25 protein-coding genes and 1 pseudogene are annotated in these 25,691 nt (G+C 61.5%); 8 read left to right on the top strand and 18 right to left on the bottom strand.

Translation table 11 applies throughout. The features are described 5' to 3' along the window. The first annotated feature begins 45 nt into the window (after positions 1-45). The 3 genes from R4P70_RS27865 to R4P70_RS32765 all read left to right on the top strand — a co-directional run bounded on the left by R4P70_RS27865 (position 46) and on the right by R4P70_RS32765 (position 2,860). Positions 46-1,254, top strand: coding sequence for a hypothetical protein (locus R4P70_RS27865; protein WP_317832795.1), 1,209 nt, complete (start codon positions 46-48; stop codon positions 1,252-1,254). 218 nt (positions 1,255-1,472) lie between these two features. Further along, positions 1,473-1,799, top strand: a complete 327-nt coding sequence (locus tag R4P70_RS27860; RefSeq protein ID WP_019749870.1) for a helix-turn-helix domain-containing protein — start codon at positions 1,473-1,475, stop codon at positions 1,797-1,799. A 725-nt stretch (positions 1,800-2,524) separates the two neighbouring features. Next, positions 2,525-2,860, top strand: coding sequence for a helix-turn-helix domain-containing protein (locus tag R4P70_RS32765; protein WP_370627707.1), 336 nt, complete (start codon positions 2,525-2,527; stop codon positions 2,858-2,860). Positions 2,861-3,198: 338 nt separating this feature from the next. Here R4P70_RS32765 and R4P70_RS27855 read toward each other — a convergent pair. The 6 genes and pseudogenes from R4P70_RS27855 to R4P70_RS27830 form a co-directional block, all read right to left on the bottom strand. Continuing rightward, a pseudogene (locus tag R4P70_RS27855) lies at positions 3,199-3,759 on the bottom strand (IS256 family transposase); the annotation flags it as partial. Between the two features lie 138 nt (positions 3,760-3,897). Further along, positions 3,898-4,707, bottom strand: coding sequence for a hypothetical protein (locus tag R4P70_RS27850; protein WP_029538828.1), 810 nt, complete (start codon positions 4,705-4,707; stop codon positions 3,898-3,900). Positions 4,708-4,805: 98 nt separating this feature from the next. After that, positions 4,806-7,133, bottom strand: a complete 2,328-nt coding sequence (locus R4P70_RS27845) for a hydantoinase B/oxoprolinase family protein (protein WP_019749873.1) — start codon at positions 7,131-7,133, stop codon at positions 4,806-4,808. A gap of 48 nt (positions 7,134-7,181) precedes the next feature. Beyond that, positions 7,182-9,308 (bottom strand): hydantoinase/oxoprolinase family protein, encoded by a 2,127-nt coding sequence (locus tag R4P70_RS27840; protein WP_019749874.1) that lies wholly within the window; start codon positions 9,306-9,308, stop codon positions 7,182-7,184. Between the two features lie 22 nt (positions 9,309-9,330). Continuing rightward, the gene (locus tag R4P70_RS27835) at positions 9,331-9,768 is read right to left on the bottom strand and encodes an acetone carboxylase subunit gamma (protein ID WP_037134831.1); all 438 of its coding nucleotides are present in this window, start codon (positions 9,766-9,768) and stop codon (positions 9,331-9,333) included. 65 nt (positions 9,769-9,833) lie between these two features. After that, positions 9,834-11,753, bottom strand: a complete 1,920-nt coding sequence (locus R4P70_RS27830; protein ID WP_019749876.1) for a hydantoinase/oxoprolinase family protein — start codon at positions 11,751-11,753, stop codon at positions 9,834-9,836. A gap of 218 nt (positions 11,754-11,971) precedes the next feature. Between R4P70_RS27830 and R4P70_RS27825 the strand changes: the two genes are divergently transcribed. Next, positions 11,972-13,792: a sigma-54-dependent Fis family transcriptional regulator gene (locus R4P70_RS27825; RefSeq protein ID WP_256922288.1), complete on the top strand. Its 1,821-nt coding sequence runs from the start codon at positions 11,972-11,974 to the stop codon at positions 13,790-13,792. 240 nt (positions 13,793-14,032) lie between these two features. Here R4P70_RS27825 and R4P70_RS27820 read toward each other — a convergent pair whose 3' ends face one another. Both R4P70_RS27820 and R4P70_RS27815 read right to left on the bottom strand, forming a co-directional pair. Then, positions 14,033-14,194: a transposase gene (locus tag R4P70_RS27820; protein WP_125461393.1), complete on the bottom strand. Its 162-nt coding sequence runs from the start codon at positions 14,192-14,194 to the stop codon at positions 14,033-14,035. 200 nt (positions 14,195-14,394) lie between these two features. Further along, positions 14,395-14,670: a hypothetical protein gene (locus R4P70_RS27815; protein ID WP_051119217.1), complete on the bottom strand. Its 276-nt coding sequence runs from the start codon at positions 14,668-14,670 to the stop codon at positions 14,395-14,397. A gap of 223 nt (positions 14,671-14,893) precedes the next feature. Between R4P70_RS27815 and R4P70_RS32760 the strand changes: the two genes are divergently transcribed. Beyond that, a complete protein-coding gene (locus R4P70_RS32760) occupies positions 14,894-15,034 on the top strand; it encodes a hypothetical protein (RefSeq protein WP_019749878.1) in 141 nt (46 codons plus the stop codon). Positions 15,035-15,537: 503 nt separating this feature from the next. On the opposite strand, the gene R4P70_RS27805 is transcribed toward R4P70_RS32760, so the two are convergent. The 5 genes from R4P70_RS27805 to acpM form a co-directional block, all read right to left on the bottom strand. After that, a complete protein-coding gene (locus R4P70_RS27805) occupies positions 15,538-15,696 on the bottom strand; it encodes a hypothetical protein (protein WP_167349918.1) in 159 nt (52 codons plus the stop codon). Positions 15,697-15,889: 193 nt separating this feature from the next. Beyond that, the gene (locus R4P70_RS27800; protein WP_084326495.1) at positions 15,890-16,843 is read right to left on the bottom strand and encodes a hypothetical protein; all 954 of its coding nucleotides are present in this window, start codon (positions 16,841-16,843) and stop codon (positions 15,890-15,892) included. Next, the gene (locus tag R4P70_RS27795; protein WP_084326497.1) at positions 16,840-17,661 is read right to left on the bottom strand and encodes an alpha/beta fold hydrolase; all 822 of its coding nucleotides are present in this window, start codon (positions 17,659-17,661) and stop codon (positions 16,840-16,842) included. The genes R4P70_RS27800 and R4P70_RS27795 overlap by 4 nt, the downstream gene beginning before the upstream one ends. 22 nt (positions 17,662-17,683) lie before the next feature. Next, positions 17,684-18,940 (bottom strand): KasA/KasB family beta-ketoacyl-ACP synthase, encoded by a 1,257-nt coding sequence (locus R4P70_RS27790; RefSeq protein WP_084326499.1) that lies wholly within the window; start codon positions 18,938-18,940, stop codon positions 17,684-17,686. Next, positions 18,937-19,224, bottom strand: coding sequence for a meromycolate extension acyl carrier protein AcpM (gene acpM, locus R4P70_RS27785; RefSeq protein WP_084326501.1), 288 nt, complete (start codon positions 19,222-19,224; stop codon positions 18,937-18,939). The genes R4P70_RS27790 and acpM overlap by 4 nt, the downstream gene beginning before the upstream one ends. 223 nt (positions 19,225-19,447) lie before the next feature. On the opposite strand from acpM, the gene R4P70_RS27780 reads away from it, so the two are divergent. Beyond that, the gene (locus R4P70_RS27780) at positions 19,448-20,593 is read left to right on the top strand and encodes a thiolase family protein (RefSeq protein ID WP_084326508.1); all 1,146 of its coding nucleotides are present in this window, start codon (positions 19,448-19,450) and stop codon (positions 20,591-20,593) included. 94 nt (positions 20,594-20,687) lie between these two features. Beyond that, positions 20,688-20,966: a hypothetical protein gene (locus R4P70_RS27775; protein ID WP_125461394.1), complete on the top strand. Its 279-nt coding sequence runs from the start codon at positions 20,688-20,690 to the stop codon at positions 20,964-20,966. A gap of 100 nt (positions 20,967-21,066) precedes the next feature. Here the strand turns inward: R4P70_RS27775 and R4P70_RS27770 are convergent, their stop codons facing one another. The 5 genes from R4P70_RS27770 to R4P70_RS27750 all read right to left on the bottom strand — a co-directional run bounded on the left by R4P70_RS27770 (position 21,067) and on the right by R4P70_RS27750 (position 25,348). After that, positions 21,067-21,264, bottom strand: coding sequence for a hypothetical protein (locus R4P70_RS27770; protein WP_125461395.1), 198 nt, complete (start codon positions 21,262-21,264; stop codon positions 21,067-21,069). Positions 21,265-21,301: 37 nt separating this feature from the next. Beyond that, on the bottom strand, positions 21,302-21,649 hold the full coding sequence (locus R4P70_RS27765; RefSeq protein ID WP_084326510.1) for a zinc ribbon domain-containing protein YjdM: 348 nt from the start codon (positions 21,647-21,649) through the stop codon (positions 21,302-21,304). A 161-nt stretch (positions 21,650-21,810) separates the two neighbouring features. Further along, positions 21,811-23,007: an acetyl-CoA C-acetyltransferase gene (locus tag R4P70_RS27760; protein ID WP_217019035.1), complete on the bottom strand. Its 1,197-nt coding sequence runs from the start codon at positions 23,005-23,007 to the stop codon at positions 21,811-21,813. Positions 23,008-23,224: 217 nt separating this feature from the next. Continuing rightward, complete coding sequence (locus R4P70_RS27755; RefSeq protein ID WP_019747229.1) at positions 23,225-23,611, bottom strand: DUF5313 family protein; 387 nt, start codon at positions 23,609-23,611, stop codon at positions 23,225-23,227. A 6-nt stretch (positions 23,612-23,617) separates the two neighbouring features. Next, positions 23,618-25,348, bottom strand: coding sequence for a SulP family inorganic anion transporter (locus R4P70_RS27750; protein WP_317832773.1), 1,731 nt, complete (start codon positions 25,346-25,348; stop codon positions 23,618-23,620). 86 nt (positions 25,349-25,434) lie between these two features. Here R4P70_RS27750 and R4P70_RS27745 point away from each other — a divergent pair, with 86 nt between their 5' ends. Next, positions 25,435-25,608: a hypothetical protein gene (locus R4P70_RS27745; protein WP_170320393.1), complete on the top strand. Its 174-nt coding sequence runs from the start codon at positions 25,435-25,437 to the stop codon at positions 25,606-25,608. The last annotated feature ends 83 nt before the right edge of the window (positions 25,609-25,691 follow it).

Raw genomic sequence — 25,691 nt, 5'->3', positions numbered from 1 at the left:
GTCTGATCGTTGCTTGCGCCTTTCGTGAAATCGTAGGAGGTTCCCGTGCGTGAGAGCCTGGGCATCGTGCTCGACAGCACGTCCATTTCGACTGCTCTGGTGGACGCCGACACCCCGTTGCTCGGATCGATCGACGAATTCCGGCACGGGTGGGGTGAGGACGGGGGTGTGCCCACGGCGCAATCGTCGGCGCGCGCGCTCGCCTCGGCGGCCGACGTCGCGATCGAGCGAGCAGCACGTTCTGACCTGCAGCCGACGGTGATCGGGGTGTTGTGCGAGCGTGCGGATGTCCGCGATCTGATTCCGCAGACGTTGCCTGCGCAGGCGTTCGGCGCCGTCGTCGTGGTCAACGGCCTCGACGCGCGCTTGGCGTACCTGAGCGCGGTCGATGCCCTGGCCGGAGTGTCACCGATCCTCGCGTTCTGGCCCGAAGGCACCGAGACCGTGATCGCCGCGATAGATCTTCGCGCCGGCGCGATCGAGTCCGCGCACCGCTACATCAGCGCTGAATTGCTCGCGAGCAGCGCAACCTTCACCGCGACCCTGGACACGATTGTCGTGCAGCAGAATCCGGTTCCGAAGATGCTCGTGGCGATGGGAATACCCGAACAAGACTATGAGCTGTCCGCAACGGCTGCCGAGCGGTCCGGCCTCGGGTTTCTGTTCCTCGGCGAGCGCGCCCAACTCGCAGTAGGTGCAGCCCTGGCTGCCGCCGCACGCCCCACGCCCACAAACCTGCCGCCGCTGGCCCCGACCATCTCCGGCGGGGGCGGTGAAACGGTGACCATCGCTGCAGGACCACGGCGCTGGGCACCGCTGGCGCTGCTCTCGGTGCTGCTCGTGCTCGGGGGGTTGTTGGTCGGCATGCTGAGCGTCCTCGCGCCCGACAACGCGCGCACCGCCACTACCGATCGAACGAACAGCGACACCCCACCTTCGCAACCCGGCGGTGAACACCGGCCCGAGAGGGGAAATCTCGGGAATGGTCATGGTGAACGCGGGTCCGGAAGCGATGCCTCTGCCTCCGAATCGGCCATTCCCGGCCCATCCGGTCAGGGCGGTGGTGGGGTCGGCGAGGGCACCGGCCCATCACCTCAGGTTCCACCGCTTCCGGCCGAGAGCCTTCGGCCCTGCGACCCGGTCGTTCCCGCCGCCCCGGCACGCTTAAGACGATCGGACCCCGATCTCCCGACCACATCCCCCACCCCGACACCCGAGGCCGAGTCCTGCGTACCGATCATCCGCCGCGGATGATTCACACACTCTGTCAGTACAGGACTCTTGATCTCGAACTGCGCGGGACCGGGTGCCGGCAGCTCTGCCGTCCGGTTGTGATCACTACCCGCCAGCCTGCATCATCGCTAGCGGCGTGTGGTTCGGTACCCCGCCCACCGAGCCTGGCGGGCCACGTCACCAGATCCTGGGGCGGGCTCCCGCCGCATCCAGATTCTGAAAGGATTTCGCAGGAAGCCATGCAGTACAACGATTTTGCGGGGTGGGTGCGAGAGAAGCTCGATACGGGCCCGTACAGTGACGATGCCGACGCTGCCCGAAAACTCGGGGTACCGCCCTCGACGGTGGCGCGGTGGCTCGGCGTCCGTCACCCGACCCGGGCAACGATCCGAGACGCCGCGACCCTCTTCGACGTCCCGATCCAGGACGTACTCGTGGCCGGCGGCTACATGAGACCCGACGAAGCCGCCAGCGGCGCAGGTTCCCTCGGCGACATCAGCACCGGGGAACTCCAGGCCGAGCTGACCCGGCGGACACGTCTCGACCATAGATCCGGCCGATCATGACCCGAAACCGAAGGCTCACACACCCGAAGTCACCCGCTCTATCACCCCTCCGTGCCCAGTAAGTGTGATGTGATTATGACGTGAGCGCGGCGGTAATCGTATATAATCGGAATTTTTGAAATTCTATGAAGTATGTGCATTATCTATTAGGAGAATTTTGCAGGACGAGCCGGAAGACAAGATTCACGTTTGGTTTGAAGGGTTACCCACACGTATGCGCGAGAATATGCTCGCGCTTCCGTACACATTGAGAGGTGACTCTGCTCGATTTATTCCTAAAGGAGCGGTTTGGTCAACGGTGTACGGGCGAGATACTCAACCAGGGATCCGAGATTGGATTCGTCGAAATCATTTAGACGAGGTAGCATCTCAATGGTGGTCCGCACTCGACGAAGATGCCCGTCACAATATTCGTCGGAATCCCCGCCAAGCCTTACCGCCATGTTCCTTCGGGTGGTCGGTCCCGCACCCTTTGTTATCGCCGGCGGGTTGTTGGCCAACCGAAGATCTGGAGTTTGACGCCGAGTATCTCGACGACGATATCATCAACTGGTTGGCAAACAGGAATGATTAGTCCCGCTTCCCCGCAGCGTGGCGGTAAATAGTGGAATGAGTTCGGTGCCGTGGTAGAAAATTACGATGACGGAAATCTATTTCGTTTTCGCCTGAACGCACTGTTCGCAGCATCTGGAAGACGGCTGTACAATAAGTCAGTTGTCAAGGATATGCGCAGACATGGCAAACCGATCTCTGTAGCGTACCTTTCGCAACTGCGGACAGGTGCTCGTTCAGCGCCCTCTGGCGAGATTGTTTTCGCTCTGGCATCTTATTTCGGCGTGACACCTGACTATTTCTTCTCATTGCCGTCGGATGATTCCGTCATGAAAGTCATGAAAGTAGTGAGTTCAGATACTGAATTGATAAGTAGAATCGAATATGTAACTTTGCGGTCGTTGTTAGTCGCCGCAAACGGTCTTTCTGAAGAATCGTTGGGGAACCTTGTTGATCTGGCAGTGAGATTAAGAGTTTCAGACGGTTGCTCGAGAACTTTAGCTGATTAGTTTTAATTCCGTTGTATTAGTGCTTTTATTTTTTGTGGTTCACCTGCGAGATTGGTTGAAGCGTGTTTGTTTTTGGAGGTAATTACGGACGAATCGGGGCCACCCTGGAAATCGACGATTGCACTGATGGGTTCTTGAGTAGTTCCGATCGTTGCGATTCCGAATACGGCCCGTCCCCGTCCGATGAGATCGAGGATCTCTTTCGAAGATTCACATTCATACACGTTGATTCCGTCCGACAGCAAGGTTGCATCGGCGGGATCGCTAATATTGCGCGTGCGCATATGTTCAACTGTCCGGCGTAGCACTTGGCTGCCGAGAAGCTCACCGTGTGCCGACAACGCGTCTAGCAGATCACGCTCGGACACCGCGTCGAGCGGCCGGGCAGCCCAGTCCTGCATCTCCTCGAGCACCTTGTCGGTAATCCGAGAAATGGTCTCCTTCGAGACCGAAGCGCCGTAGATTTCAGCGAAATGCGAACTGATCTCACCGGTCGTTAATCCTTTGGCGTACAAAGACAACACGATCTCATCGACCCCGTTGAGTCGCCGTTGGCGTTTCTTGACGATCTGCGGGTCGAACGTCCCTTCCCGATCACGAGGGACTTCGATCGGAACATGACCGGTCGCCTCGGTCAACACCGTTTTCGACCGAGTCCCGTTGCGGATATTCGTTGATTCCCGATCGGGCGGGGCTTGGTTCTTGTCGTGTCCGAGGTGCTCGGTCATCTCCTCGTTCAGTGCGGTTTCCAGGACGGTTTTGGTGAACTGTTTGAGTAGACCGTCCGGACCGGTCAGCGACAGACCCTGCTCCTTCGCCAACCTGACCAGCTCCGCGGCCGCCGCAGCTTCCGCGGAGGGCTCGGCCCTCTTCTTCGTCACATCTTCCAGTGTCGTCATCTCGGCACCTCCTCGCTGAGCGTTCACTCAGCTAGTCGGGCCGAAACACCGATTTAGAGACAGTCCCGCCCGCCGCTTACCGCCGGCATCGCGTAACTAACGTCCGTGCCTCGTACAGTTAGTTCGGATGAGCTTGTGTCACTTTAGCTGGGCTAGTTGGTTGAGTACTACTTCGGGGATTGCGGTGGCGGGGATCTGTGTGATGTGGAAGTCGCCGGGAGGAAGTGTTGTTTGTTCTCCGAGCCAGTAGTTTTCGGGGAGGATACTTCCGCGGGTGGTCTGCTGATGGAGTGCTACACCGTGGGCGTCGCGCATTCCGACGGTAAGTCGGTAGTGCGCGGTGACGTTGACGATCGGGGTGTAGGCGTCGAACCCGACCGGCGTGGCGGGGGCGGAGGGGGTTATTGGTCGGTCGTTGAGGAGTATCGCGGCGAAGGGGAGTGCTGCGAAGCCGCGGAGCCAATCGGCGACGTACATCGACGAGTTTTCCGCGTCGTCGGCATCGAGGCTGTCGATGTCGGAAGAACCCGAATGGTGGTGTGTGGCTCGTAGCCACTGCATGGGGGAGGGGATCTGCAGGACAACTGGTCCTGATGCCATTGCTGTCAGTGTTTGTGCAAGATCGATGGCGCCACTGGTGAGGCCCTTGTCCGCGAGCATGGTTCGCAGGGCGTACCCGGTTCTTTTCTTCTGGGACAGTGTATCTCGCAGGGTGGGGTTCTGTTCGAGGTGATGGGTGTAGAAGTGGTTCAGGTCGAGGATGGACAGGTCGGGTTTGAGTAGGCCTTGTGCTTGGTTGAAGAAGCGGGCGTAGCTGGTGGGGTCGTCCCAGGGGGCCGGGCGGTTGCGCAGAAACACTGATTGGGCGTACTCGTGGTGATCGAGTAGGAGTGCTGTGGCGCGGCCCGAGGGTGGTGTGGCGATCGTGGTGAGAAGGCTGGCGGACATGATGGTCTTCCTCGAGAGATTGGTGCGATACCGCGCGGTGATGCTCACACCGACGTGATGTTGGGTCAGCGGAGCATCACCGCGCGGTATCGGCAGGGTCAGGACTTGTGTTGGACTTCCTCGCCGCACTTGGCCTCGAGTTCGCGGACCCGCTTGCTCAGCTCTTCGATCTTGAGCACGCGGCGGTCCGGAATCATGATGAGGGGTAGATCTTCCAGGCGGGCGGTCACCCTCTCCGGCTCACTCTTGCCCCAGTGCGTGGCAACAAGTTGGTTGTTGTCATCGCCCCAGGAACCGAAGTACAGCAGCTCTTTCGGAGGTTCGGGCTTGACGAATTCGGCTACGAATTCCTTGTACGGCTTGCCGCGCTTCAAGCGGTCCTGACGCATCTGTGCGCGTAGCGCCGTGGTGTCCTCCTCGCGGACGACGAAGGTGTCGGGTTCGTAGACGACGCCATACAGTTCGCCGGCCACCTTGTCCGAGATCCGCGCGAGTTGCAAATCCGCCATGACAAGCTCGGGATCTCGTTCGAGGATGTCGCCGTAGCCGCCGCCGGAGCCCTGGCTGATCATGTAGAGCTCGCCTTCCTTGGCGACGTCGAACTGCAGTCCCATGTGGCCGGTCAGGTATTTGCCACCCTCGTAGGGTTGTTCGTTCATCACGCGTTCGATGGACAGGTCGAACTGTGACGGATCTTTGCGGATGATGTCGTAGATATTGATGTTCTTGACCATCGACAACGGATAGGTGGGGCATCCGTAGCCGCCGAACATTCCGCTGACCGACGAGAACTTCGAGCCGGAGGTGACTGTCATGAATCCCCAACTGGGGGTGCCGCGAGAGGCGACGATCATTTCGTAGCCCATGCCGCCTCGGTATTTGCCGAAGCCTTGGTTGTCTGTGACCAGTCGCTTGCTGACCAGCTGCAGGAACGGGACCTCTTCTTCCATGACCTCTTGCTCGGCGATGTCGGCCATCGCGCAGAACAGGGGTGCGACGCCGTCTTCGCCGTCTCGGAATGCCTTGGCGCCGCCGCCCATTCCGTTCAGATCGGCACAGAGGTTGCCGACCTGCTCACTGTGCTGGGTGGTTCCGCCCCACAGAAAGTCGTTGATCTGGTTGAACCAGGGGGCGATCACGTTCGAGTACTTGGTGGGCGAGGAGAACTGCAGCTTCGCGTATGCGGTCTGCAGGGCAGAGAATCCGCGGAACGAAGCTTGGAGTGACTGTCCGACGGGTGCGTCGTATCCGGCGTCTGCCCAGGTGTGTTCCTCGGAAATGACCTCGATGGGGGAGAGGGCACCGGTGCTGCGCGGTAGGTCCGGCCACCAGTACGACAGAATCGCCTGCGTCATGAACGATTTGGTCGAGCCGAGGGGGGAGTTGATGGCCCTGTTGAGGATCTCCGGCCCTGTGCCCGTCAGGTCGACGGTCATGGTGTCGCCTTTGATGGTGATCTTGCAGGCGAACTTGATCAAGATGTTTTCTTTGAGGGTCGAGTCGACGAACTGGTTGAAGGTGACGGTTCCGTCCGGTAGATCCGAAATACGGCGCCGCACCTCGGCTTCGACGTTTTCGACGGTGGTGCGAAGGGTGGAGACGAATGCTTCTTCGCCGACTTCGTCGATGAGGCGGTCGACGGTGTCCATCACTCTGCTGACGGCGCCCATCTTTACCTTGATGTCGGCGAGCATCAGTTTGGGGTCACGTGTCGAATGCTGGAGGAACGTCAACAGATCTCGGCGCAGTCGCCCGCCTTCGACGATCTTGATCGGTGAGGCGCGCAGCCCGTCGTCGAAGGGGGTTTCGGAGCCTGACGGCATTCCGCCGGGCTCGCAGGCACCGTTTTCGCCTTCGTGGATGGTGGCCCCTACCCAGGCGATGATCCGGTCGTCGCGCATGACGGGTACCAGCATCGATTGGTCGGTGTTGTGCACCATTCCGAACCGGGAATCGTTGTGGAAGAAGCCGTCCCCGGGCCGGATTCCGACTGTCGGTTCGTCTTTCCAGTTCTTCATGATGTAGCGGATCGGGTGGTGCAACACAGCGGAGAAGGCGATGACGCCGCGGTTGGAGAGGTAGCTGACGTCGCCTTCGGCTGTGTAGACGGCGACGGAGAGATCCGCCCATTTCGCGCCGGGGGCCGCGCCCATGCTTTCGCACATCTCGAAGGCCTCGTCGAGTGCGCCGGCGAGACGTTTGCGGATGCGGTCAGCTTCGATCGGATCGGTATCCGATGTCATGCAGTAGCTTTCGTGCGCTGTGCGCGGCGCGATCTGGTGGTGCCGCATGATGTCGGGGTCGGGTCCGAGGAAGAGGGTGGTCTCGTCCATGAACTTGTCGACCCACTGCTGTTCTTGTTCGCTGAGTTGCTGGGTTCCGTCGCGGTCGGCGGATGGCCCGGTGCCGTTGTCCAGAATTGTCATGATGCTTTCAGGCTCCTTAGAAAGAACTGTGGTTGATTCGACTGCTCGTCAGTCTTTGAGGAGCCAGACGGCGCCTTGCACGGTCGGCTCGAGTCGCCAGCCCGGTTCGACGAGGTAGGTGGTGCTTTCTGTCGTCACAATGGCAGGGCCGGCGATCACGTATGCGTGGTCGAGGGCGTTCTCGTCGTAGACCGGGGTTTGAACAGGCTCGCTGATGTCGGTGAAGTGGACTTTCCTTGTCGCTACCGGTGTCGGGATTGCGCGGTCACCGCCGGCGTCGATGGAATCGAACTTGACCACGTCGCCGTCGATGTAGGAGGCGACGCGCAAGGTCTGCACGCGCACGCCCGCTTCGGGCGCCTGGGTGCCCTCGCCGTACCGCTGGCCGAAGATTTCGGCGAACGTTTTGATCAGGTACAGCACATCGGCGACACCGTCGACTCGGTTGATGTCGAAAGAAACCGCAGTGGTGACCAACTGGTTGCCGTAACGCATGTCCATCTCGAGTCGGTACTTGACGTCGCTGCGGTTATAGCCCTGACGGACCAGGTCCTCGGCGCCTTTGGCTTCGAGCTCGCCGATGTAGGTGTTGAGCTGTTCGTACTGGTCGTAGATGGTTCGCTCACGCGGTTCGTAGAGCACGATGTACGCGCTCCGCTCGTGGATGTGCAGGGGCTTCATGTTGCCCGCGCCGAGAGCGGAGAACACTGATGCGAACGGGGGGAAGAGAATCTTGCTGATTCCGGCCTTGGCCGCGATCCCGCAGGCGTGCAGCGGGCCGTTGCCGCCGTAGGCGAGCATGGTGTAGTCCTCGACGAGACCGCCACGTGAGCGCAGTTCCTTCTCGATGCCGATGGCCATCTGCTCGTCGACGGTGCGCTTGATGACCTTCGCGACATCGACAGCGTCCATGTCGAGTTCGTCGGAGAGATTTTCGTCGATCGCATAGGTGGAGCGCTTCTTGTTGAGCGCGATGTAGCCGTTAGCGTAGTTCTCGGGGTCTAGGTATCCGAGCACCAAATCGGCGTCGGTGACCGTCACCTGCAAACCGCCGCGGTCGTAGCAGGCGGGGCCGGGGTCCGAACCTGCCGATTCGGGGCCGATCTTCACCGAATTGTGGATCCGGTCGAAAGAAGCGATGGATCCGCCGCCCGCGCCGAGGGTGTTGAGATGGATCATCGGGACCGACACCAGCCAGCGGCCGATGGTCGGCTGGAAATCGTAGTGCCGAACCCCGCCCTCGGGAACCAGGCCGATGTCGAACGATGTTCCTCCCATGTCCATCGATACGACGTCACCGATTCCGGTGGTTTCCGCCAAGTGTTGTGCCCCACCGACTCCGGCGATCGGGCCCGAGTGGATGGTCTGGAGCGCATCGGTCGAGTTCGGCTGGGCCATGCCGCCGGAATTGTGAATGACCAGCATCGGCTTCTCGTATCCGGAGTCACGCAGATTGCTCGACAGCTGATTGAGCGCGTGGAACATCGTCTCGTGGAGGAAGGCGTCGACGATTGTCGATGTCGCCCGGACGTATTCGCCTTTTCGGCCCGACACCTGACTGCTGAGCAGAACGGGGATCGCGCCGAGCTGGTGCGTGGGGTATTCATCAAGGATGATTTCGAGGATCTGCTGCTCGTGGGCGGAGTTCTCGGTGGCGTTGGTCAGCGCCACGACGATGGCTTCGGCGCCGTTGTCCACCAACTCACGAACTTGTTGACGCACGTCGTCGACCATCAGTGGAACCAGGATCTCGCCGACGGCGTCGACTCGTTCCTTCACGGATCGAACCAGGTGACGCGGCACCAGAGGATCCGGTCGCTGGGCGTCCGCCATGTCACCTTGCTTGATGCCGTCGAGGCCCTCACCGTAGCCGCGGCCACGGGAGAGGTGGATTGTGTCTTCGAATCCGTGCGTCACCAGGGCTGCAACCTTGGGGCCCTTGCCCTCGATGAGTGCATTGGTGCCCAGTGTGGTGGCGTAGCGGACCGAATCGACTTCGCGTAGAGCGTCGCTGCGGCTGACACCGGCGCGTGAGCATGCCAAGTCGAGTGCTTCGTTGAAGCCGAGGGCCAGGTTGTGGTGGGTGGTCAACGCCTTCGCTTCGACGTAGATATCGTCCCAGACAAAGAAGCAGTCGCTGAATGTTCCACCGATGTCAACGGAAATGCGTTTCATGAAAGTCTCCTTCGATCCGGGGTCAGCGCTGAGCGTGTGAATGGGAGTGCGAATGCGAAGTGCGGGGTTCGGAGATGGCGTTCTCGCCGGGCCCGTAGTTGATCAGTGTTTCCGGATCGCCGTCGCGGTCGGCCCACTGCTTCTTGAGCGCGTCGATGTCCCAGATCATGTCGACGGTCGGGGGGTGTCCGGGTGGGGTGTATTCGGTTTCGATCTGCGTGCCGCAGCCCGGGCAATAGAATTCGAGGATGCGGCAGAACAACGGATCCGGGGCGAAGGTGTACTCGTATTTCTCCGGATCGAGAATCGAGGGGTGAATCTCGCGGGGGTCTCGGTCGTAGACCAGAGTGCCTTCTTTGTAGTTTCCCCGAGCATTGCCCAGGTCGTGCTGGCAGACCCGGCAGAGCCACCGCTCGGAGTCGAGATCGATTGCGAGATATTCGGTCATGGGGATACGCATGATGTTCTCTACTTTCGTGTCGAGAAATGTCGATGTCACGGTTCGGGCGGTACCGTCGGGCCCGATTACACGGTGTCGGTCAGGATCAGGTCGCCGGAGTTGGAGATCTCCAAGTCCCAGCCGGCCGGAACCTGAGCGGTGAAGAACTGCCCTTCCACGATGGCCGGGCCGGATGCCATCGCACCGGCAACCTGCTGGTCGAGCTGGTAGACCGGAAGATCCTCGACGGAAGTCGCGGAAGTGCGGACCGATCGCGTCATGGTGGACACTGCCGCCGACTTCATCTCCGGAGATCCGCCCTTGACTACCGAATGCGGAAGCTCCCGGATCGCCTTCAACGCCAGGAGGGTCTTGTTCCCGGCAGCCGAGCTGACGTCGAGTCCGCTGTCGAACTCCGTCCGGGTCACCGCGCCGTCGGCATCCTCGACCAGCGATGCCCACTCCAACGAGCAATCAGCGATGTCATATCCCTCTTGGAACATGTCGCGTGTTGCACGCGCACGTAATTCATCCACTGCCGCAGCGATTTCCGCAGAGGTGCAGTCGGTGATGTTAGTTTCGTAGGACTGGGCGATGTCGGAGAAGCTGATACCGAACGCGGAGAACACGGCGGCAAGTTTCGGGACGAGAACGCGCCGCACTCCGGCAAGTCGCGCGGCATCACACGCACTCATCGGGCCACCGCCACCGAATGCGGCGACCGTCGTGGTCTCTGCGCTCTCGACGGCTGCGGCAAATGACTCCGCCACCTTCGCGGCGTAGGCGGCAGCCATCTCGATCAGCGCTTCTTCAACGCTGATCCCCAACGGTTCGGCGACACTCTCGCTGATGACCGCGCGGGACCGTTCTGCGTCGAGGAACATTTCGCCGTCGAGATATGTATCGGGGTCGAGAACGCCGAGAAGCAGATTGACGTCGGTGATGGTGGCCTTCTTGCCACCGAAGCCGAAGCACGCGGGGCCGGGGGCCGCGCCGACGCTTTCCGGGCCGACTACGATCCGGCCGTTCTCGACCGCGATGATGGAACTGCCGCCCACACCGGCGGACTTGACGTCACTGAGCTCGTAGGAGACGGGAATACCGGCGATCCGGCCGCGGCGTTCGGTGGCGATGGCATAGTTCTTCACCGTCCCCACGTCGGTGGTGGTTCCGCCTACGTCGATCATCAGCACATGGGGAAGTTCGTACGCTTGGGCCAATGCGCGTGTGCCTTCGAGTCCTCCGCGAGGTCCGGAAGAATAGGTCTTGAGTGCCACGGACTTCGCGACCCGCGAGGACGCCCCGTCATTACGGTAGATGAGCAGCGGGTTCTTGATCTTGTAGGTGCGTAGGCGTCGTTCAGCGCTGTAGAGGAAGCGTTCCACGGTGGGGTGCAGGAACGAGTTGATGATGCCGGACCAGATTCGGCGTGATCGAAGTTCGTCGGAGGCGAATTCCCAGCTGAAGAGAACGGGGACGGACCCGAGAAGATGCCTCGGGAAACTTTCGAGAATGATCCGCTTGAACAGTGCCTCACGGTCTTTGGTCTTCGCCGCGAGGATCAGCCGTTCCGCACCCGCTGTCGTCAACCTGTTGATCTCCGCGACCAATGTCGTGGTCAAGGCGTCGGCGTCGAGATTGTCGGATACCACCGAGGTGCGGGGGCCGACAAGGTCGTCGAAGAGTGATGCAGACTCTGCGTCGGTGCGCAGCTCGTTCACAATGGCGGCATCATCGGTGATCAAGCCGAGACGAGGACCCTTCCTCTCGACGAGAGCGTTGGTGCCTTGGGTGGAGGAATACCTGATGTGTTGAGTCGAATGCAGCAGACCCGAAAGGTTCTGTTCGCCGTAGATGACCGAGGACACTTTGGTCATGCCGTCGAACAGGCACTGGGACAGATCGACCGGAGTCGTGAGTGTCTTCGTGAATGCGAACTCGGATCCACTGCCGACGCAGATGTCGGTCAAAGTTCCGCCGTTGTCGATGTTGATCAAACGCTCCATCGAGGCTCCTAGCGTTGTCGAGAAGAAATGAAACTAAAGTGATGGGCATCACTTCGAGTGCGAACACGGGAAAGCATCACACCGGGAGCAAGGGTGTGGAGTGTCCGACCTTGGGACACTCCACACCACTGCCTCCGGGTGTTTCCTGAATGCACGGATCACCCCGGCCGCGCGAAGCACCGGTGGCGATTGAGCAGGTCGGCAGGATGGAGGACACAATGATGGGGATCGTCGACGACACTGACAGTGGCGACCGAAAGCGCGCGCGCCTCGGCAACCGGGATGTCCGGTTGGGGGGAACAGACGAGTTCGTCGCTGCTTCCTGGCTCCGATCACAAGCCGCCGGAGTTTCCCCCGAAGGCGGCGATATCCGGTACATCGGTGATGTCGATATCGCATCACGCCTGGTCCATTACGCCCAGCCGGTACTCGAAAAGCTCATCGAATACACCGAGGACGTGCCGCTCAGCGTCGCGGTCTCCGACAACAAGGGGAGAGTGCTCTCCAGGCTGGACACCAACTCTGCGATCGGCGCACTCGTCGATACGATCTCGCTGGCCCCAGGTTTCAGCTATGCCGAGAGTGAGGTCGGGACCAACGGAGTAGGTACGGTCCTCGAATCAGGTCGTTCGGTCCATATCGTCGGGGCCGCGCACTTTCACGAGCGATTCCAGAGGTACTCGTGTTCCGGCGCCCCGATCCGAGACCCCCTCTCCGGCCACATCGAGGGTGTACTCGATCTGACCTGCCTGGTCGAGCATTCGACCCCACTGCTGCACAGTTTCGTTCGGTCCGCCGCATCGACGATCGAAACCGCATTGCTCAACGATCGAGAACTGAACCAACGCATCCTCTTCAATGCATTCTCGAAAATGGAAGCAAAAACTCGTTCACCACTCCTGGTGGCAGGAAAGAACGTTCTGATCTCTACCAGCAAAGCGCAGAAACTCTTCGACGCCGACGAGCAGAGAATAATCGTCCAACACGCACTGTATCTCGCGGAGCGAGCGACAAAAGCCACTGAAGAGATCGAACTTTCTCCACAGCGAATAGTCAAAATACGAACTACGAGAATATCGTCAGGAAAATCTGTTATCGGTGTTGGAGTGTCGATAGTAGATTTAACCACACTTGGTATGGCTATTCACGAAAAGGCTGCTGCAAGGGCTTCTCACTTCAATGTGGCCGATGGGCGATTCTTGGGTACTGGCGCCAATTCTGGTTCCGAATCGTTCAACGAATTTTCTTCAGTGTGGAAGAGTGTCACATCTTCAGTGAGAGGGATGGTCGAACGAAAAGAGCACATTGTTCTCATTGGAGAACGGGGAGTCGGAAAGGAAAAACTGGTCAGGGGTATTGTTTGTGACGTGCATCCAGGCGTCACTGTTATCGACGTCGAACCAGGACTTATTGCAGACGACGTAAAAGCGGACCTCTGTTCCAATGGAAAAGGAACGAGTTATCTCATTCTTCGCCATCTGGAACGGTGGACAACAGACGAGATGATTTCTGCCCATAAGGTGATTTCCGACATAAGTTCACGTGGAAACCCGGTTGGAGTAGCGGCCATAGTGACGGAGGCGGAAAGCTCTGAGTCGGAAGAGGATACTTTTCATCGATCATTTCATGGTCTCTTCGGTCGATCGATACAGGTTCCACCACTCCGGCACCGCATGAATGACCTTCCTCGCCTTGTATATCAAATGTTGAGTGAAATATCCGGTACCGGCGTTTCGGAAGTAAGCAACGAAACACTTGAGAAGCTCTCCGCGTATTTCTGGCCGGGTAATTTAACTGAACTGCGCCATGTGCTCTCCGAATGCTTGTCGAAAAAACCTTCTGGGATGATAGAGGTGGAAGATCTTCCCGCTTCCATCCGTTTGTCATCGATTCATGCTTCTGGAATTCTCGAACATCTAGAGCGGGAGGCTATAGTAAAAAGCCTGGAAGAGAATGATGGAAACAGAATGCGTACAGCAAAGAGCCTCGGAATTGCTCGATCATCGCTGTATCGAAAAATGAAAATCTATAAGATATGAAACGAAACACCTGTGGCATTAAGCCTGAATGCACCGATGTGCTGATTCAGTCGGTGCGACTTCTGTTGCGGGGTATAGTGCGGTTGTGGGCATAGATGATCACCCGATCGCATGTGTCGGAATGTGCGTTCGGTGACCGCGACATCGATGTGTTCCTCGTCGGTGAACACTGCCTCGCGTCGCGCTTTCTGCTTGACGTCGCGCGGGTCAGCAGCGCCCTTTTGATGCCGTACAACCGGGTTACCGGACCGGCCACGATGCCCGAGTGTGACCTGCTGGATCCGCTGCCGGCACACGGTGTGTCTCGGCGGCGAGGTGCACGACATGGAACGGGCCCATCACCCTCTTGACCTGCGGTAATACGTCCTTCGCGGCGGAGTGGTAGCCTGTGAACTCGTCCATCGAGACGACCTTCACCCGGTCCCGAAACGCCTGATCACGATCACGATCACGGTCACGAAGCTCGGATTACCCTGCCCGCGAACGTGTTTCCGCTTGTGCTCGTCCGCACCCAAAGGCTCGCACCCTGTCGAGGTGACCGGACTGGTCGTAGACCACATGCCGGACCGTGGACAGAGCCGGGGAGTTTACCACGTCCCAACTCAACCCCAACGCTGCAGCCACCGCCGAAACGGATGTCTTGTCGCAGGCGAGTCGTTCGAGGATTTAGCCGGTGGTGCGGCGACCACGGTGAGAGTGCGGGTGACGTGGTCGCGGAGCCGACCGGGCTGGCCGCACGTTGGGCAGGTCGGGTCGTGTTCGACGGGCCGGCAGTCGATGTGGGTGAGGTGTTCTGCGACGGCGGCGCCGGTGATAGTGACGCCGAGTTCGACGGTTCTGCAGATGGTGTCGGCGACAAGGTTAGTAGTCTGGTCCATGGGTCCTGTGATGTGTTCGGATTCGGGCTCGGAACCTTCCTCCTCGTATCCCAGGGCCCTCTACATCTTTTGCCTCACTTGATCACCGGTGGATCGACTCATGCACTCCAGATCCGGAACAGCCAGATTCTCTCGTGTGGTCACGGTGCATGGAGGACCTCTGTGTCAGGTATCGCCCCAGTGACAAAGGAAAGTCGGGCGGGGTGAGAATGGTAGTAAGGCAATGAGCGCTAAAGAGAGCGGCGCGGCGACTCGAACGCGAAACAAGAACTACAACCTGATCCGCTTCGTCGAAGCGTCGTTGAGCAAAACATTGTGTATGCAGACCTCCATCGAGGATACCGAGCGTGACGGGTACCCTTAAGTGGCAGGTCTGTTCCGCAAAGCTCAAAGCGAGGCCGCCCCGAGTAGAAGTTGCTTCTCGACAGGCTCGCTCTGTCGGTCACGTGAGGTTCGTTCATTATCGGTTCGTCTGGGTCGAAGGGCGTCGTGGGAAGATCTCCTTGATGGGCGCGCGCGGCCTCGTCGCCGGTATCGATATCGTTCGTCCCAGCGACACTTACCCAAAAGAATTTCAGAATGAGGAAGACCACGCCGAGTAGTTGCGGTGATACCTCACCGATAGCTCCCTGCCACGGACCCGGTACGCGAGCACCAGTTGGTCCATCTACCTCAGAGCGAGAGAAGGCGCTTCATAGCGCATTCGATCGGTGCGGGTGAGCCTGGCTGTACTTCAGGGGATCTTTCGATCTCCTGAACCTGCCACCGTGGCCGGGCCTAAACGCGGCGCAAATCTGTACGGGTTGCTCTTGTTTAACCCTCTGGGGCGGCCATGATCGTGGGTTTGTCAGGCGCGGGCACGGGTGCCTACTGTTCTTGTCCGTCCAGTTCCGGGTTCGCTTCGAGTGGTTCGAAGTATCGGGGGTTGGGGTTGGTGAGGGCTCTGACGATGTCGCCGTATCCGAGAACGCGGGCAGGCGGTCCTTGGTAGATCATTTCCTCTGTTCCGATGTAGCGAAAGCGCATGACGGGCTCCTGCAGGTGAGGTGTTCGGGATGATCTGGCGGGGTGACTGCGATACGGTCCGGAGTCTGTCGAGTTGTGCGGTGTCGGAACGAACTTCGGTGTAATACCCTGCGCAGGGTCACGGCTTTTCGTGCGGCCACTACTGCGGGTCGAGGTGGTGCTGTTCCGTGGCGGTGCACCGGTGGTCGGGTTCTCATCGCTGGAGCCTGGTGTGAAGCGCGGAGACCGTGATAGCTGCTCCGACGTGCTCGGAGACCGTTCGCACGAGGGTGCGATCGGTGATGTCCGGTAGGAAGCGGTGCGCGGCGGTGCGCGAGTGCAGAGCGCGTGCCGATGCGGCGATCAGATCCGGGGTCATCATGGTGATGCGGTGACCGCAGCCTGCACTGAGCAGGCCCGCGAGCGGCAACGACGAGTATTCGAAGGGATCTGCTGGCGGGCGAATGCACCGAAGAGGTGAGATCGATTTCTCGGTGGTGGACAAGTCGATCAACACATCGCACTGTTCGATGATCCGGCGGGTGTCCTCGCGTGTTGAGTTGGTGGTATCGATGTCGGTGACGGTGCCGATGCCGCACTGGGTCAGCACATCTTCGAGTAGTGGCGCGTGCCGGGACTGCGAAATGTAGACAGTCGCCATCCACGGCCATACGCCTTGCCTGTCGAGGGCGGTCAGCGTCAGGGCCGCGAGTGACGCGGTCATGGTTTCGTTGTCGGCGATGACAAGGGGGCCGTGGAGGGCGGCTACTTCGTGTTGGACGATCGCGGTGCCGTAGGGCGGTAAACCGATCAGGAAGACCGTTTCGACGTGATCGGGGAGCGCGAGGATGGTTTCGACCAACCGGGGAACGTCGTTGAACGAGAGTGCGGTGTGCTCGGCGCGGAGTGCGGTGCGGTAGCGGATGAGTGCGGCGTATCCCTCGCCCCAGGTTCTGCGGTTGCGGTGCAACCGGCGCAGGGGAGACCACATCGGATCGGCCGTGATCACGGCAACTTTCCCGCCGGCGGGCAGCGTCGGATTCGTGGCGTGTTGTCGGGTGGGTACGTCGAGGTCGGGGTGATCAGCGGTCATGTGGTCCTGAGGTGGTGTGTTCTCCCCGCGTGCGGACAGTCGCTCGCGGCGGCAGGGAAGGTGGCGGCCGGTCATGGCTGCTGCGGCAAGGGCCGGCCGTGGAGGAACGCGATCAGCAGAGCGTTGACCTCCTCGGGTCGCTCGAGGTAGCCGAAGTGACCGCACTGGGCGATTTGTTCGTATCGGGCGCCGGGGATGGCTGCGGCGACTTCGATGCCCTGCGCGGGCGGGGTCAAGCGGTCGTCCCCGAATCCGATGACGAGGGTCGGTGCTTGGATCGCGGCGAGATCGGTCAGTCGATTGCGGGATCGATCCATCGCTGTCTGGGCGCGGACACCGGCAGAGGTGGTGGTGGGTGCGGAGTACTCGAAGATGTCGAGCCATTCCTGGGCCTTCAGCGGATCGGCGAGGGTGTGCGGGGAGAGGTTCAGCACCGCACTGATAGCCGCGGTGTAGGAAGGCGGCAAGTCGATCCCTGCCTGGTGGAGGGCTCGTTGTCCGCGGTTGAGGGCGGCTTCGACGGGGTGCGGTCGACCGGTGGCGGCGAGCATGATCGCCTTGGCGATCAGTTCGGGGCGGGTGATCGCCAGCTCTTGTACCACTCGTGAGCCCAGCGATGTACCGATCACGTGGGCGGGTCCGCCGAGATGTTCGATCAGGGCCGCAGCGTCGGCGGCGAGGTCGGCGATGCTCATCCCCTCGATCCCGGCCGTGCTCGTGATTCCGCGGTTGTCCATCGTGACGACTTCGAAGCCGGCCTTCACCAGCGCCGGAACCTGGTACGTGTTCCACACTCGGCCGGGGCTGCCGGCGCCCATGATCAGCAGTACACGCGGGCCGGAGCCGGTGACGACGTAGTTGACGGGGACGTGGTTGAGGGTGAGGGTCGGCATGGGTCCTGTTTCGTGAGGTGGGTCAAGGGCGAGCGAAGACGAGTGCGGTGTTGTGTCCTCCGAAGCCGAAGGAATTGTTGACGGCGTAGTCGACGGGTCCGATGCGCGGCGACGTCGTTACCACGTCGAGGTCGATCCTCGGGTCGAGTGTGTCGAGGTTGAGTGTGGGGGGGATGACGCCGTCGCGGACGGCGAGGACGGTGAGAACCGCTTCGAGTGCCCCGACGGCTCCGACGGAGTGCCCGAGGGCAGATTTCGGGGCGTAGATCGCTGCGTGTGTGCCGACCGCAGTGGTGATGGCCTGTGCTTCGGCGATGTCGCCGGCCGGGGTGGCGGTGGCGTGGGCGTTGATGTGGGTGATGTCGGCGGGTGTCAGCCCGGCTCGCTGAATGGCGTGGGTCATCGCGCGAGCGGCTCCGCGGCCGGTGGGGTCGGGAGCGACGAGATGGTAGCCGTCGGAGGTGGTACCGCAGCCGAGCAGACGTGCATGGATCGTCGCACCGCGTGCGAGGGCGTGCTTCTCGGTTTCGAGGACCATCAGCGCTCCGGCTTCGCCGAAGACGAAACCGTCCCGGTCCTTGTCGAACGGACGCGACGCACCGGCAGGGTCGGCATTGTTCGAGCTCAGCGCGCGCATCGTGGCGAAGCTGGCGATGGAAAACGAATCGATGCGGCCTTCGACTCCGCCGGCGACGACCATGTCGGCATCGCCCATTGCAATCATCCGGTAGGCCTGCGCGATGGCTTCCGCTCCTGACGAGCATGCCGACACCGGGGTCATCACCCCGCCGCGGGCGCCGAGTTCGAGGCCCACGGTCGCGGAGGGGCCGTTGGGCATGACCATCTGCACTGCGAAGGGGGACACTTTGCGGTAGCCGCCGGTTCTGAGCCGGTCGACCGCATCGATCAGGGCGTCGCCGCCTCCGAGTCCGGTGCCGATGACCACAGCCAGACGATCCTTGTCGACGTCGGGTGAGCCTGCGTCTGTCCATGCCGTGCGCGCGAGTGTCAATGCGACCCGTGCCGGCCAACTCATCCGCCGGATCTCCACCCGGGTGAGGGCATCGTCCGGAGAGACCTTCAAGTGAGCGCCGATACGGACCGGCAGGTCGAATTCCTCGACGAACGAATCGTCGAGAAGACCGATTCCGCTCTCCCCCGCGAGGAGCGCCTTCCATGTGCCGGCGACATCACCGGCGACCGATGTGGTCGCTGCGAGGCTGGTGACGACGACGTTGGGGGCGCGGCCGAGCCAGGACCGTGCCTCGGTGGTGCTCACCGGTCGCTGCTCGGCGCGGCGAGTTCGAGCGCTGCCGCGGCTTCGAGGGTGTGGATGTAGTCCACGACGTCGCCGACGGTGCGCAGACCCATCAGATCCTCGTCGGGAATTTTCACGTTGTACTTGTCTTCGGTCTGTACCGCGATTTCCACCATGGACAGTGAGTCGATACCGAGATCGTCGACGAAGGACGTGCCGATGCCGATTTCGGACGGCTCGATTCCGGTGACCTCTTCGATGATCTGTGCGAGCTCGGTGACGATGGTTTCCTGCGTGCTGGCCATCAATGACGTCCCTTCGAATGAACGGTGGTGTTCGGCTTCTGGTGCTCTCGGACAGGTAGGGCTAAGCTCACGCCATCTTGCCATAATATCTAGTTAAGAATATTAGCAAGTAGCTGTTGTCAGGGATGCTTGCGACTCCCCACGGCCAACTCGGTCGCGTGGGCTTGCGTGAGCTCCGCGGGAAGCCGGGCACCTCGCCGGCTGATGGATGAAGGAACACACAATGCGCGATGCAGTGATCGTCGAAGCCGTACGAACCCCTTTGGGCCGGCGCAACGGAGTGCTCTCGACCATTCACCCGGCCGATTTGTCGGCCCAGATTCTGGTGGGGCTGGCAGATCGCACCGGCCTCGATCCCGCAGTCGTCGACGATGTCATCTGGGGTTGCGTCAGTCAGGCCGGCGAGCAGACCGGTGATATCGGGCGGACCGCCGTATTGGCGGCCGGGTGGCCGCACACCGTCACCGGGGTGACCATCGACCGGCAGTGCGGATCATCGCAGCAGGCGGTGCATTTCGCTGCCGCAGGGTTGATCGCCGGACAGTACGACGTGGTGGTTGCCGGTGGCGTCGAATCCATGAGCAGAGTTCCGATGGGATCCTCGTCCGGCGGGATGAATCCCCTGGGAGATTGGTTCTTGGCGCGCTATCACGGCGTCGCTCCCTCGCAAGGGGTCGGTGCGGAAATGATCGCCGAGCAGTGGGGTCTGTCGCGCCGTCAATGTGACGACTTCGCGCTCGCCTCGCATGCGAAAGCTGCGCACGCGCAAGACGACGGATACTTCGACGACCAGATCCTGCCGATCGTGCTCGCCAACGGCACCAAGATCGCCCGCGACGAGGGGATCCGCCGCGGCGGAACGCCGGAAACCCTGGCCGGGATCAAGACCGCGTTCTCCGACACCGGGGTGGTGACGGCGGGGAACAGTTCCCAGATTTCCGACGGTTCGGCTGCACTGTTGATGATGACCAGCGAGAAGGCGGCGCAGTTGGGGCTGACACCGATCGTTCGAGTCCATTCTGCCGTCCTGGCGGGCGCCGATCCGGTGATCATGCTGACCGCACCGATTCCGGCCACGGAGAAAGCCTTGTGGCGCAGCGGTTTGGCGTTGTCCGATATCGGAGTTTTCGAGGTCAACGAAGCCTTCGCCACGGTGCCCCTTGCCTGGCTGGCCGAAACAGGGGCAGACCCGAAGCGGCTCAATCCGCACGGCGGCGCCATCGCACTCGGACATCCCCTCGGTGGTAGTGGCGCACGCCTGATGACCACGATGATCCACCACATGCGAAACACGCGAACGCGTTACGGACTGCAGACCATGTGTGAGGGCGGTGGACAAGCGAACGCCACCATCCTCGAACTTCTCTGATCCACCCGTATCCACGGCGGTGATCCTCGCCGAGCCCTCGCGCGAGGATCGCCCGAGCCGCCTCGACGTTCAGCGGGGGACGGATGTGTGAGCGGTGAAAAAGTATAGAGGAGAAGGGAATACGAACATCAGACACGTCATCCGTCGTACGGTATTCGTCACGGTATCGACCGCGGCGTTGGCGGCGTCGGCGGTGAAATTTCCTACTCTGGTCCTGGTCTACGTCATCATCGGTTCGCTACTGTTCTTCTCTCGATACCTCGACGACGATACCGACGCGCGCTCACACGACAAGCGTGATTCCGGAACGGGAAAAGACCGTACCGACCGGACAACCACGTTCGTCGCCGAGCGCGAAAATCGTCGAAGATAGTTGCGCGCCCCTTCGTCGGTGAATATCTGTGGCCGTCGAATTTTCCAGGCCGCACTCGTATCGACACGACCGGATGTGTCAACGCAAGGGATGCGGCGGGCTAGATACCGGTGACGGCAATGCCGATCGCCGCGACAGTGATCATCACAAACCCGAAACACGCGAGCACCCACCACCGTTCACCGCCGACAGCATCGGTACGGCGATGCCGTGCAAGCCAGAGAGCGTAGGGCGCAGCAACTGCGAGACCCAGGACCGCGAGAACGGCGAAGACCACATGTACCCGGATCATGGACACGAGAATTCCTCACCGCCCCGTGACATCGACGGGGTTGTCATGCTTTCTTGACGAACTCGGATTTCAGTTGCATCGACCCGATTCCGGCGATTTTGCATTCGATATTGTGGTTGTCGGCACCGTCGACCAGGCGTATGTTGCGCACCTTGGTTCCAGCTTTGATTCCTGTCGGACTGCCTTTGACCTTCAAGTTCTTCACCACGGTGACCGCGTCCCCGTCGGAAAGCTCATTTCCGACGGAGTCGACAACGATGGACCGGTCGACCATCTGCGATCCCTGGTGAGATGTCCATTCGTGAGCGCATTCGGGGCACACCAAGAGCGCCCCCATCTCGTAGCTGTATTCGCTGGAGCACCGTGGGCACGGCGGCAGTGCATTGTTCACGGGGCCATCCTCTTCCTTGTTCGGCATACTGATTCTTCGATTCGTGACACGTCTCGTCGGTTCGCGGCGCTGAGGCAGAGTCGACGTGCCCGCCCCGGACGCGATATACCGACGGAGCCGGCCGGGTTCTGGTGACTTGTCTGCCGTGCACATGTGGATGCTTACGCCTTGGGGACGCGGATGATGAGTGCGTCGCCTTGTCCGCCGCCGCCGCAGAGTGCGGCTGCGCCGATGCCGCCGCCGCGGCGTTGCAGTTCGAGGGCGAGGTGCAGGGCGATGCGGGCGCCGGACATGCCGAGGGGGTGTCCGACGGCGATGGCGCCGCCGTTGACGTTGACCTTGGCGGGGTCGAGGCCGAGTTCGCGGGTGGAGGCGATCCCGACGGCGGCGAACGCTTCGTTGATTTCGACGAGGTCGAGGTCGGTGGGGTCGATGCCTTCCTTGGCGCAGGCCTTGGCGATGGCGCGGGCGGGTTGGGACTGGAGGGTGGAGTCGGGTCCGGCGACGACGCCGTGGGCGCCGATTTCCGCGATCCAGGTCAGGCCGAGTTCTTCGGCTTTGGTTTTGCTCATCACGATCACGGCGGCGGCGCCGTCGGAGATCGGGGAGGCGGAGCCGGCGGTGATGGTGCCGTCCTTGCTGAACGCGGGACGCAGTTTGCCGAGGGATTCGGTGGTGGTGTCGGCGCGGATGCCTTCGTCCTGCGCGAAGACGATCGGCTCGCCCTTGCGTTGGGGGATGGAGACGGGGACTACTTCGTTGTCGAACAGGCCGTCTTTCCAGGCGCGGGCCGCGTTCTGGTGTGAGGCGGCGGCGAAGGCGTCCTGCTCGGCGCGGGTGATGTGGGCGGTTTCTTGTTGGTTGACCTGTTCGGTGAGCAGGCCCATGGCCTGGTCGGTGAAGATGTCGTGGAGGCCGTCGTAGGCCATGTGGTCGCGGAGGGTGACGTCGCCGTATTTGAAGCCTTCGCGGCTTTTTTCGAGCATGTGGGGTGCGCGGGACATCGATTCCTGCCCGCCGGCGACGACGATGTCGAATTCTCCGGCGCGGATGAGTTGGTCGGCGAGGGCGATGGCGTCGATGCCGGAGAGGCACACTTTGTTGATGCTCAGGGCGGGGACGTTCATGGGGATGCCGGCGGCGACGGCGGCTTGGCGGGCGGGCATCTGGCCGGCGCCGGCGGTGAGGACCTGTCCCATGATGACGTAGTCGACTTGTTCGGGGGCGACTCCGGACTTGTCGAGGGCGCCTTTGATGGCGATGCCGCCGAGGTCGGACCCGGAGAGGTCTTTCAACGATCCGAGGAGTCGACCCAAGGGCGTTCGAGCTCCCGCAACAATCACGGTGGATGTGTTCAACGCGTACTCCAGTCTTTTACGACGGTCTCGGGGTTCGATTGCCGAGACCGCGCCGGTGAAATGGCCTGTAACGGATGGCGCCGTGCGCCTGATCAGGCAGTGAGGATGTAGAACACCGCGGCCATCGCCAACACCACAGCGGCGGCGGATGCCATCGACGCCGTCAGGGAGGTCGGGGGCGGATTCATCGGATCTGTTCCTGACGTCGACCGCGCCGTCATGGACGGTAGCGGGATTCGTAGGCCTGCTTTTCCTCGTCCATTTTCTTTTTCTCGTGCACGTCCAGGAGCGCCGGGCTCAATCCGTGGCTGACCAGGCGGTGCCGCAGGTAGATCTTTTTCAAGGCGAGAAGGAAATAGACGAAGGGCAGGAAGAGCAGGAGCACCATGCTGATCCGGATGATCCAGGGGCCGGGGATCAGCAACAGTCCCACCAGGATCGGCAGCAAGGGGACGATGCACCGTGTCGCGTAGCGGCGGGCGGCGCCGGGGCCGGTGATGTCCTCGATCACCCACGGAATGAACTCGTCCGGCAGGGTGCGTCCGGCGAGGTACTTGAGGTGCTGGGCGAAGGTGGGATGTGCGATGGTTCCGTTCTGGGACATGGTGTTTCATTCCTCGATGTTCATCGATAGGTACTGGTTCCTCGGAAGCACCAGCATGCGGGCGTATTCGATGGCGCGTGGTGTGTCGGAGAAGATGTGTCGGCGTTCGCTGTCGGAGGTGGTGAAGACACCGAGGGCTTTCAGTGGCCGGAGGTGGTCCGGTTTCATACCGGAGATCAAGACGGTGATGTGGCGGTGTTCGAGTTTGTCGATGGCGTCCTTGAGGACGATGGCGCCGGTGGCATCGATCGCGGTCACCCGTGACATGCGCAAGATGACGACCTTGACGTCGGAGACGTCCGCCAATTCGAGCAGGAAGCGGTGGGCGGCGGCGAAGAACAAGGCGCCGTCGATGCGGTAGGCGACGATGTGTTCACGGAGCAGTTCGTGTTCTTCGCTCTGGTGCCCGTCGTCGTCGAGGGGGACTTGTTCGATCTTGGCCGATTTCGCCACTGCGCGCAGTGCCAGGATCGCGGCGAATGCGACACCGACCGCGACCGCGGTGACGAGGTCGAGTGCGACGGTGACCAGAAATGTTGCGCCCATGACCGCGGTGTCGGCGCGGGTGGCGCGCGCGATGGCGATGATCGAGGCTGTTTCGACCATGCGCACGGTGGTGGCCAGCAGTACCCCGGCGAGAGCGGCCAAAGGTATCTCGGCGACCAGGGTCGATGCCAGGTAGACGATCGCGGCCAAGATGACGGCATGGGTGAGTGCGGCGAGGCGACTGCGTGCGCCGGATCGAACGTTGACGGCCGTGCGGGCGATGGCACCGGTGGCCGGGACGCCGCCGAACAGGGGTGCGGCGATGTTCGCCAACCCCTGTCCAAACAATTCCCGGTCGGGATTGTGGCGGGTCCCGACTCCCATCGAATCCGCCGCGGTCGCCGACAGAAGTGATTCGAGGGCGGCCAGCGCGGCCACTGCCAGGGCCGGGGCCACCAGCGAGGTCAGATCTCCCAGATGCAGAAAGTTCAGTGTGGGTGCGGCGATGCCGGAGGGGATTTCACCGATGCAGGCGATGTCGAGGTGCAGCAGTTGCGCGGCCAACGTCGCGGCAGCCACGGCGACGAGCGAGAACGGAACCTTGGGGAAGTAGCGTCCGCCGACGAGGATGGCGACGGCCACCGCGAGCGCTGTTGCCGGCGTGAGAATCGAGGGGTGCGCGACGAATTTGGCGACCGCATCCGCTGCGCTGCGCCACACTTTGTCCCCTTCGGCGTCGGTGATACCCAGAGCAGCCGGGATCTGTTGGAGGGCGATGACCACGGCGATACCAGCGGTGAATCCTTCGATGACCGGTGCCGGCATGAAACGCACTGCCCGCCCGACTCCGGCGAACGCCAACACCACCAGCACGATGCCGGCGATCAGTCCGACCGCCAGGACACCGGATCCGCCGTATTCGTGAACGATGGGAACCAGGACCACGGTCATGGCCCCGGTCGGCCCGGACACCTGGAACCGGGAGCCGCCGAAGACAGCGGCGACGGCGCCGGCGACGACAGCTGTGGTCAGCCCGGCCGCCGCCCCGAGTCCGGTGGAGATGCCGAATCCCAAGGCCAGCGGAAGGGCGACCAGTGCCACGATCAGGCCGGCCAGCAGATCCGCGCCGGGTGCGCGCAGCGACGAACTCCATTCGCTCCATCGCGGCAACAGGTCCCGTACGGCCTGGGCAGCGCGGCCGAGCGAGTTCTGCGGGGACGGAGTGGAATTCGGTGCGGGCGTAGCGGTCATAAGGTTCCTCGGTACTGCGAGAAGAAAGTGGAAGCCTGTCTGGTTACTTGCTAATATTAGCAAGTAACCAGATGAAGGGAGCGGTGATGCGTGTAACACCACTGCGCGGACTGCTGAGCGCGCCGCTGCTGCAGTGCCGCGAATGTGCCAGGTTGTGCCGTCGGTCCGCGGTGACGCCGGGCGGAAACGTGTGCCCATGGTGTGGGGAGCAGGCGTTGTCGACGGCTGTCCTGGGCTCCCCGCTGCGCTCGTCGAGTTGACGGCGCTTTCTCGGCGTGGGATCACCACGTTCGGTCTCACGTCAAGAAGATCCCGATCCGGGAGGTTGAGGGGCAACTTGACC

Origin of the sequence: Rhodococcus sp. IEGM 1241 (assembly GCF_033142365.1) — a bacterium.
Taxonomy (GTDB): Bacteria; Actinomycetota; Actinomycetes; order Mycobacteriales; family Mycobacteriaceae; genus Rhodococcus_F; species Rhodococcus_F erythropolis.
Note: the sequence above shows the minus strand (reverse complement) of the source record. Positions and strands in the feature narration are given on the sequence as shown.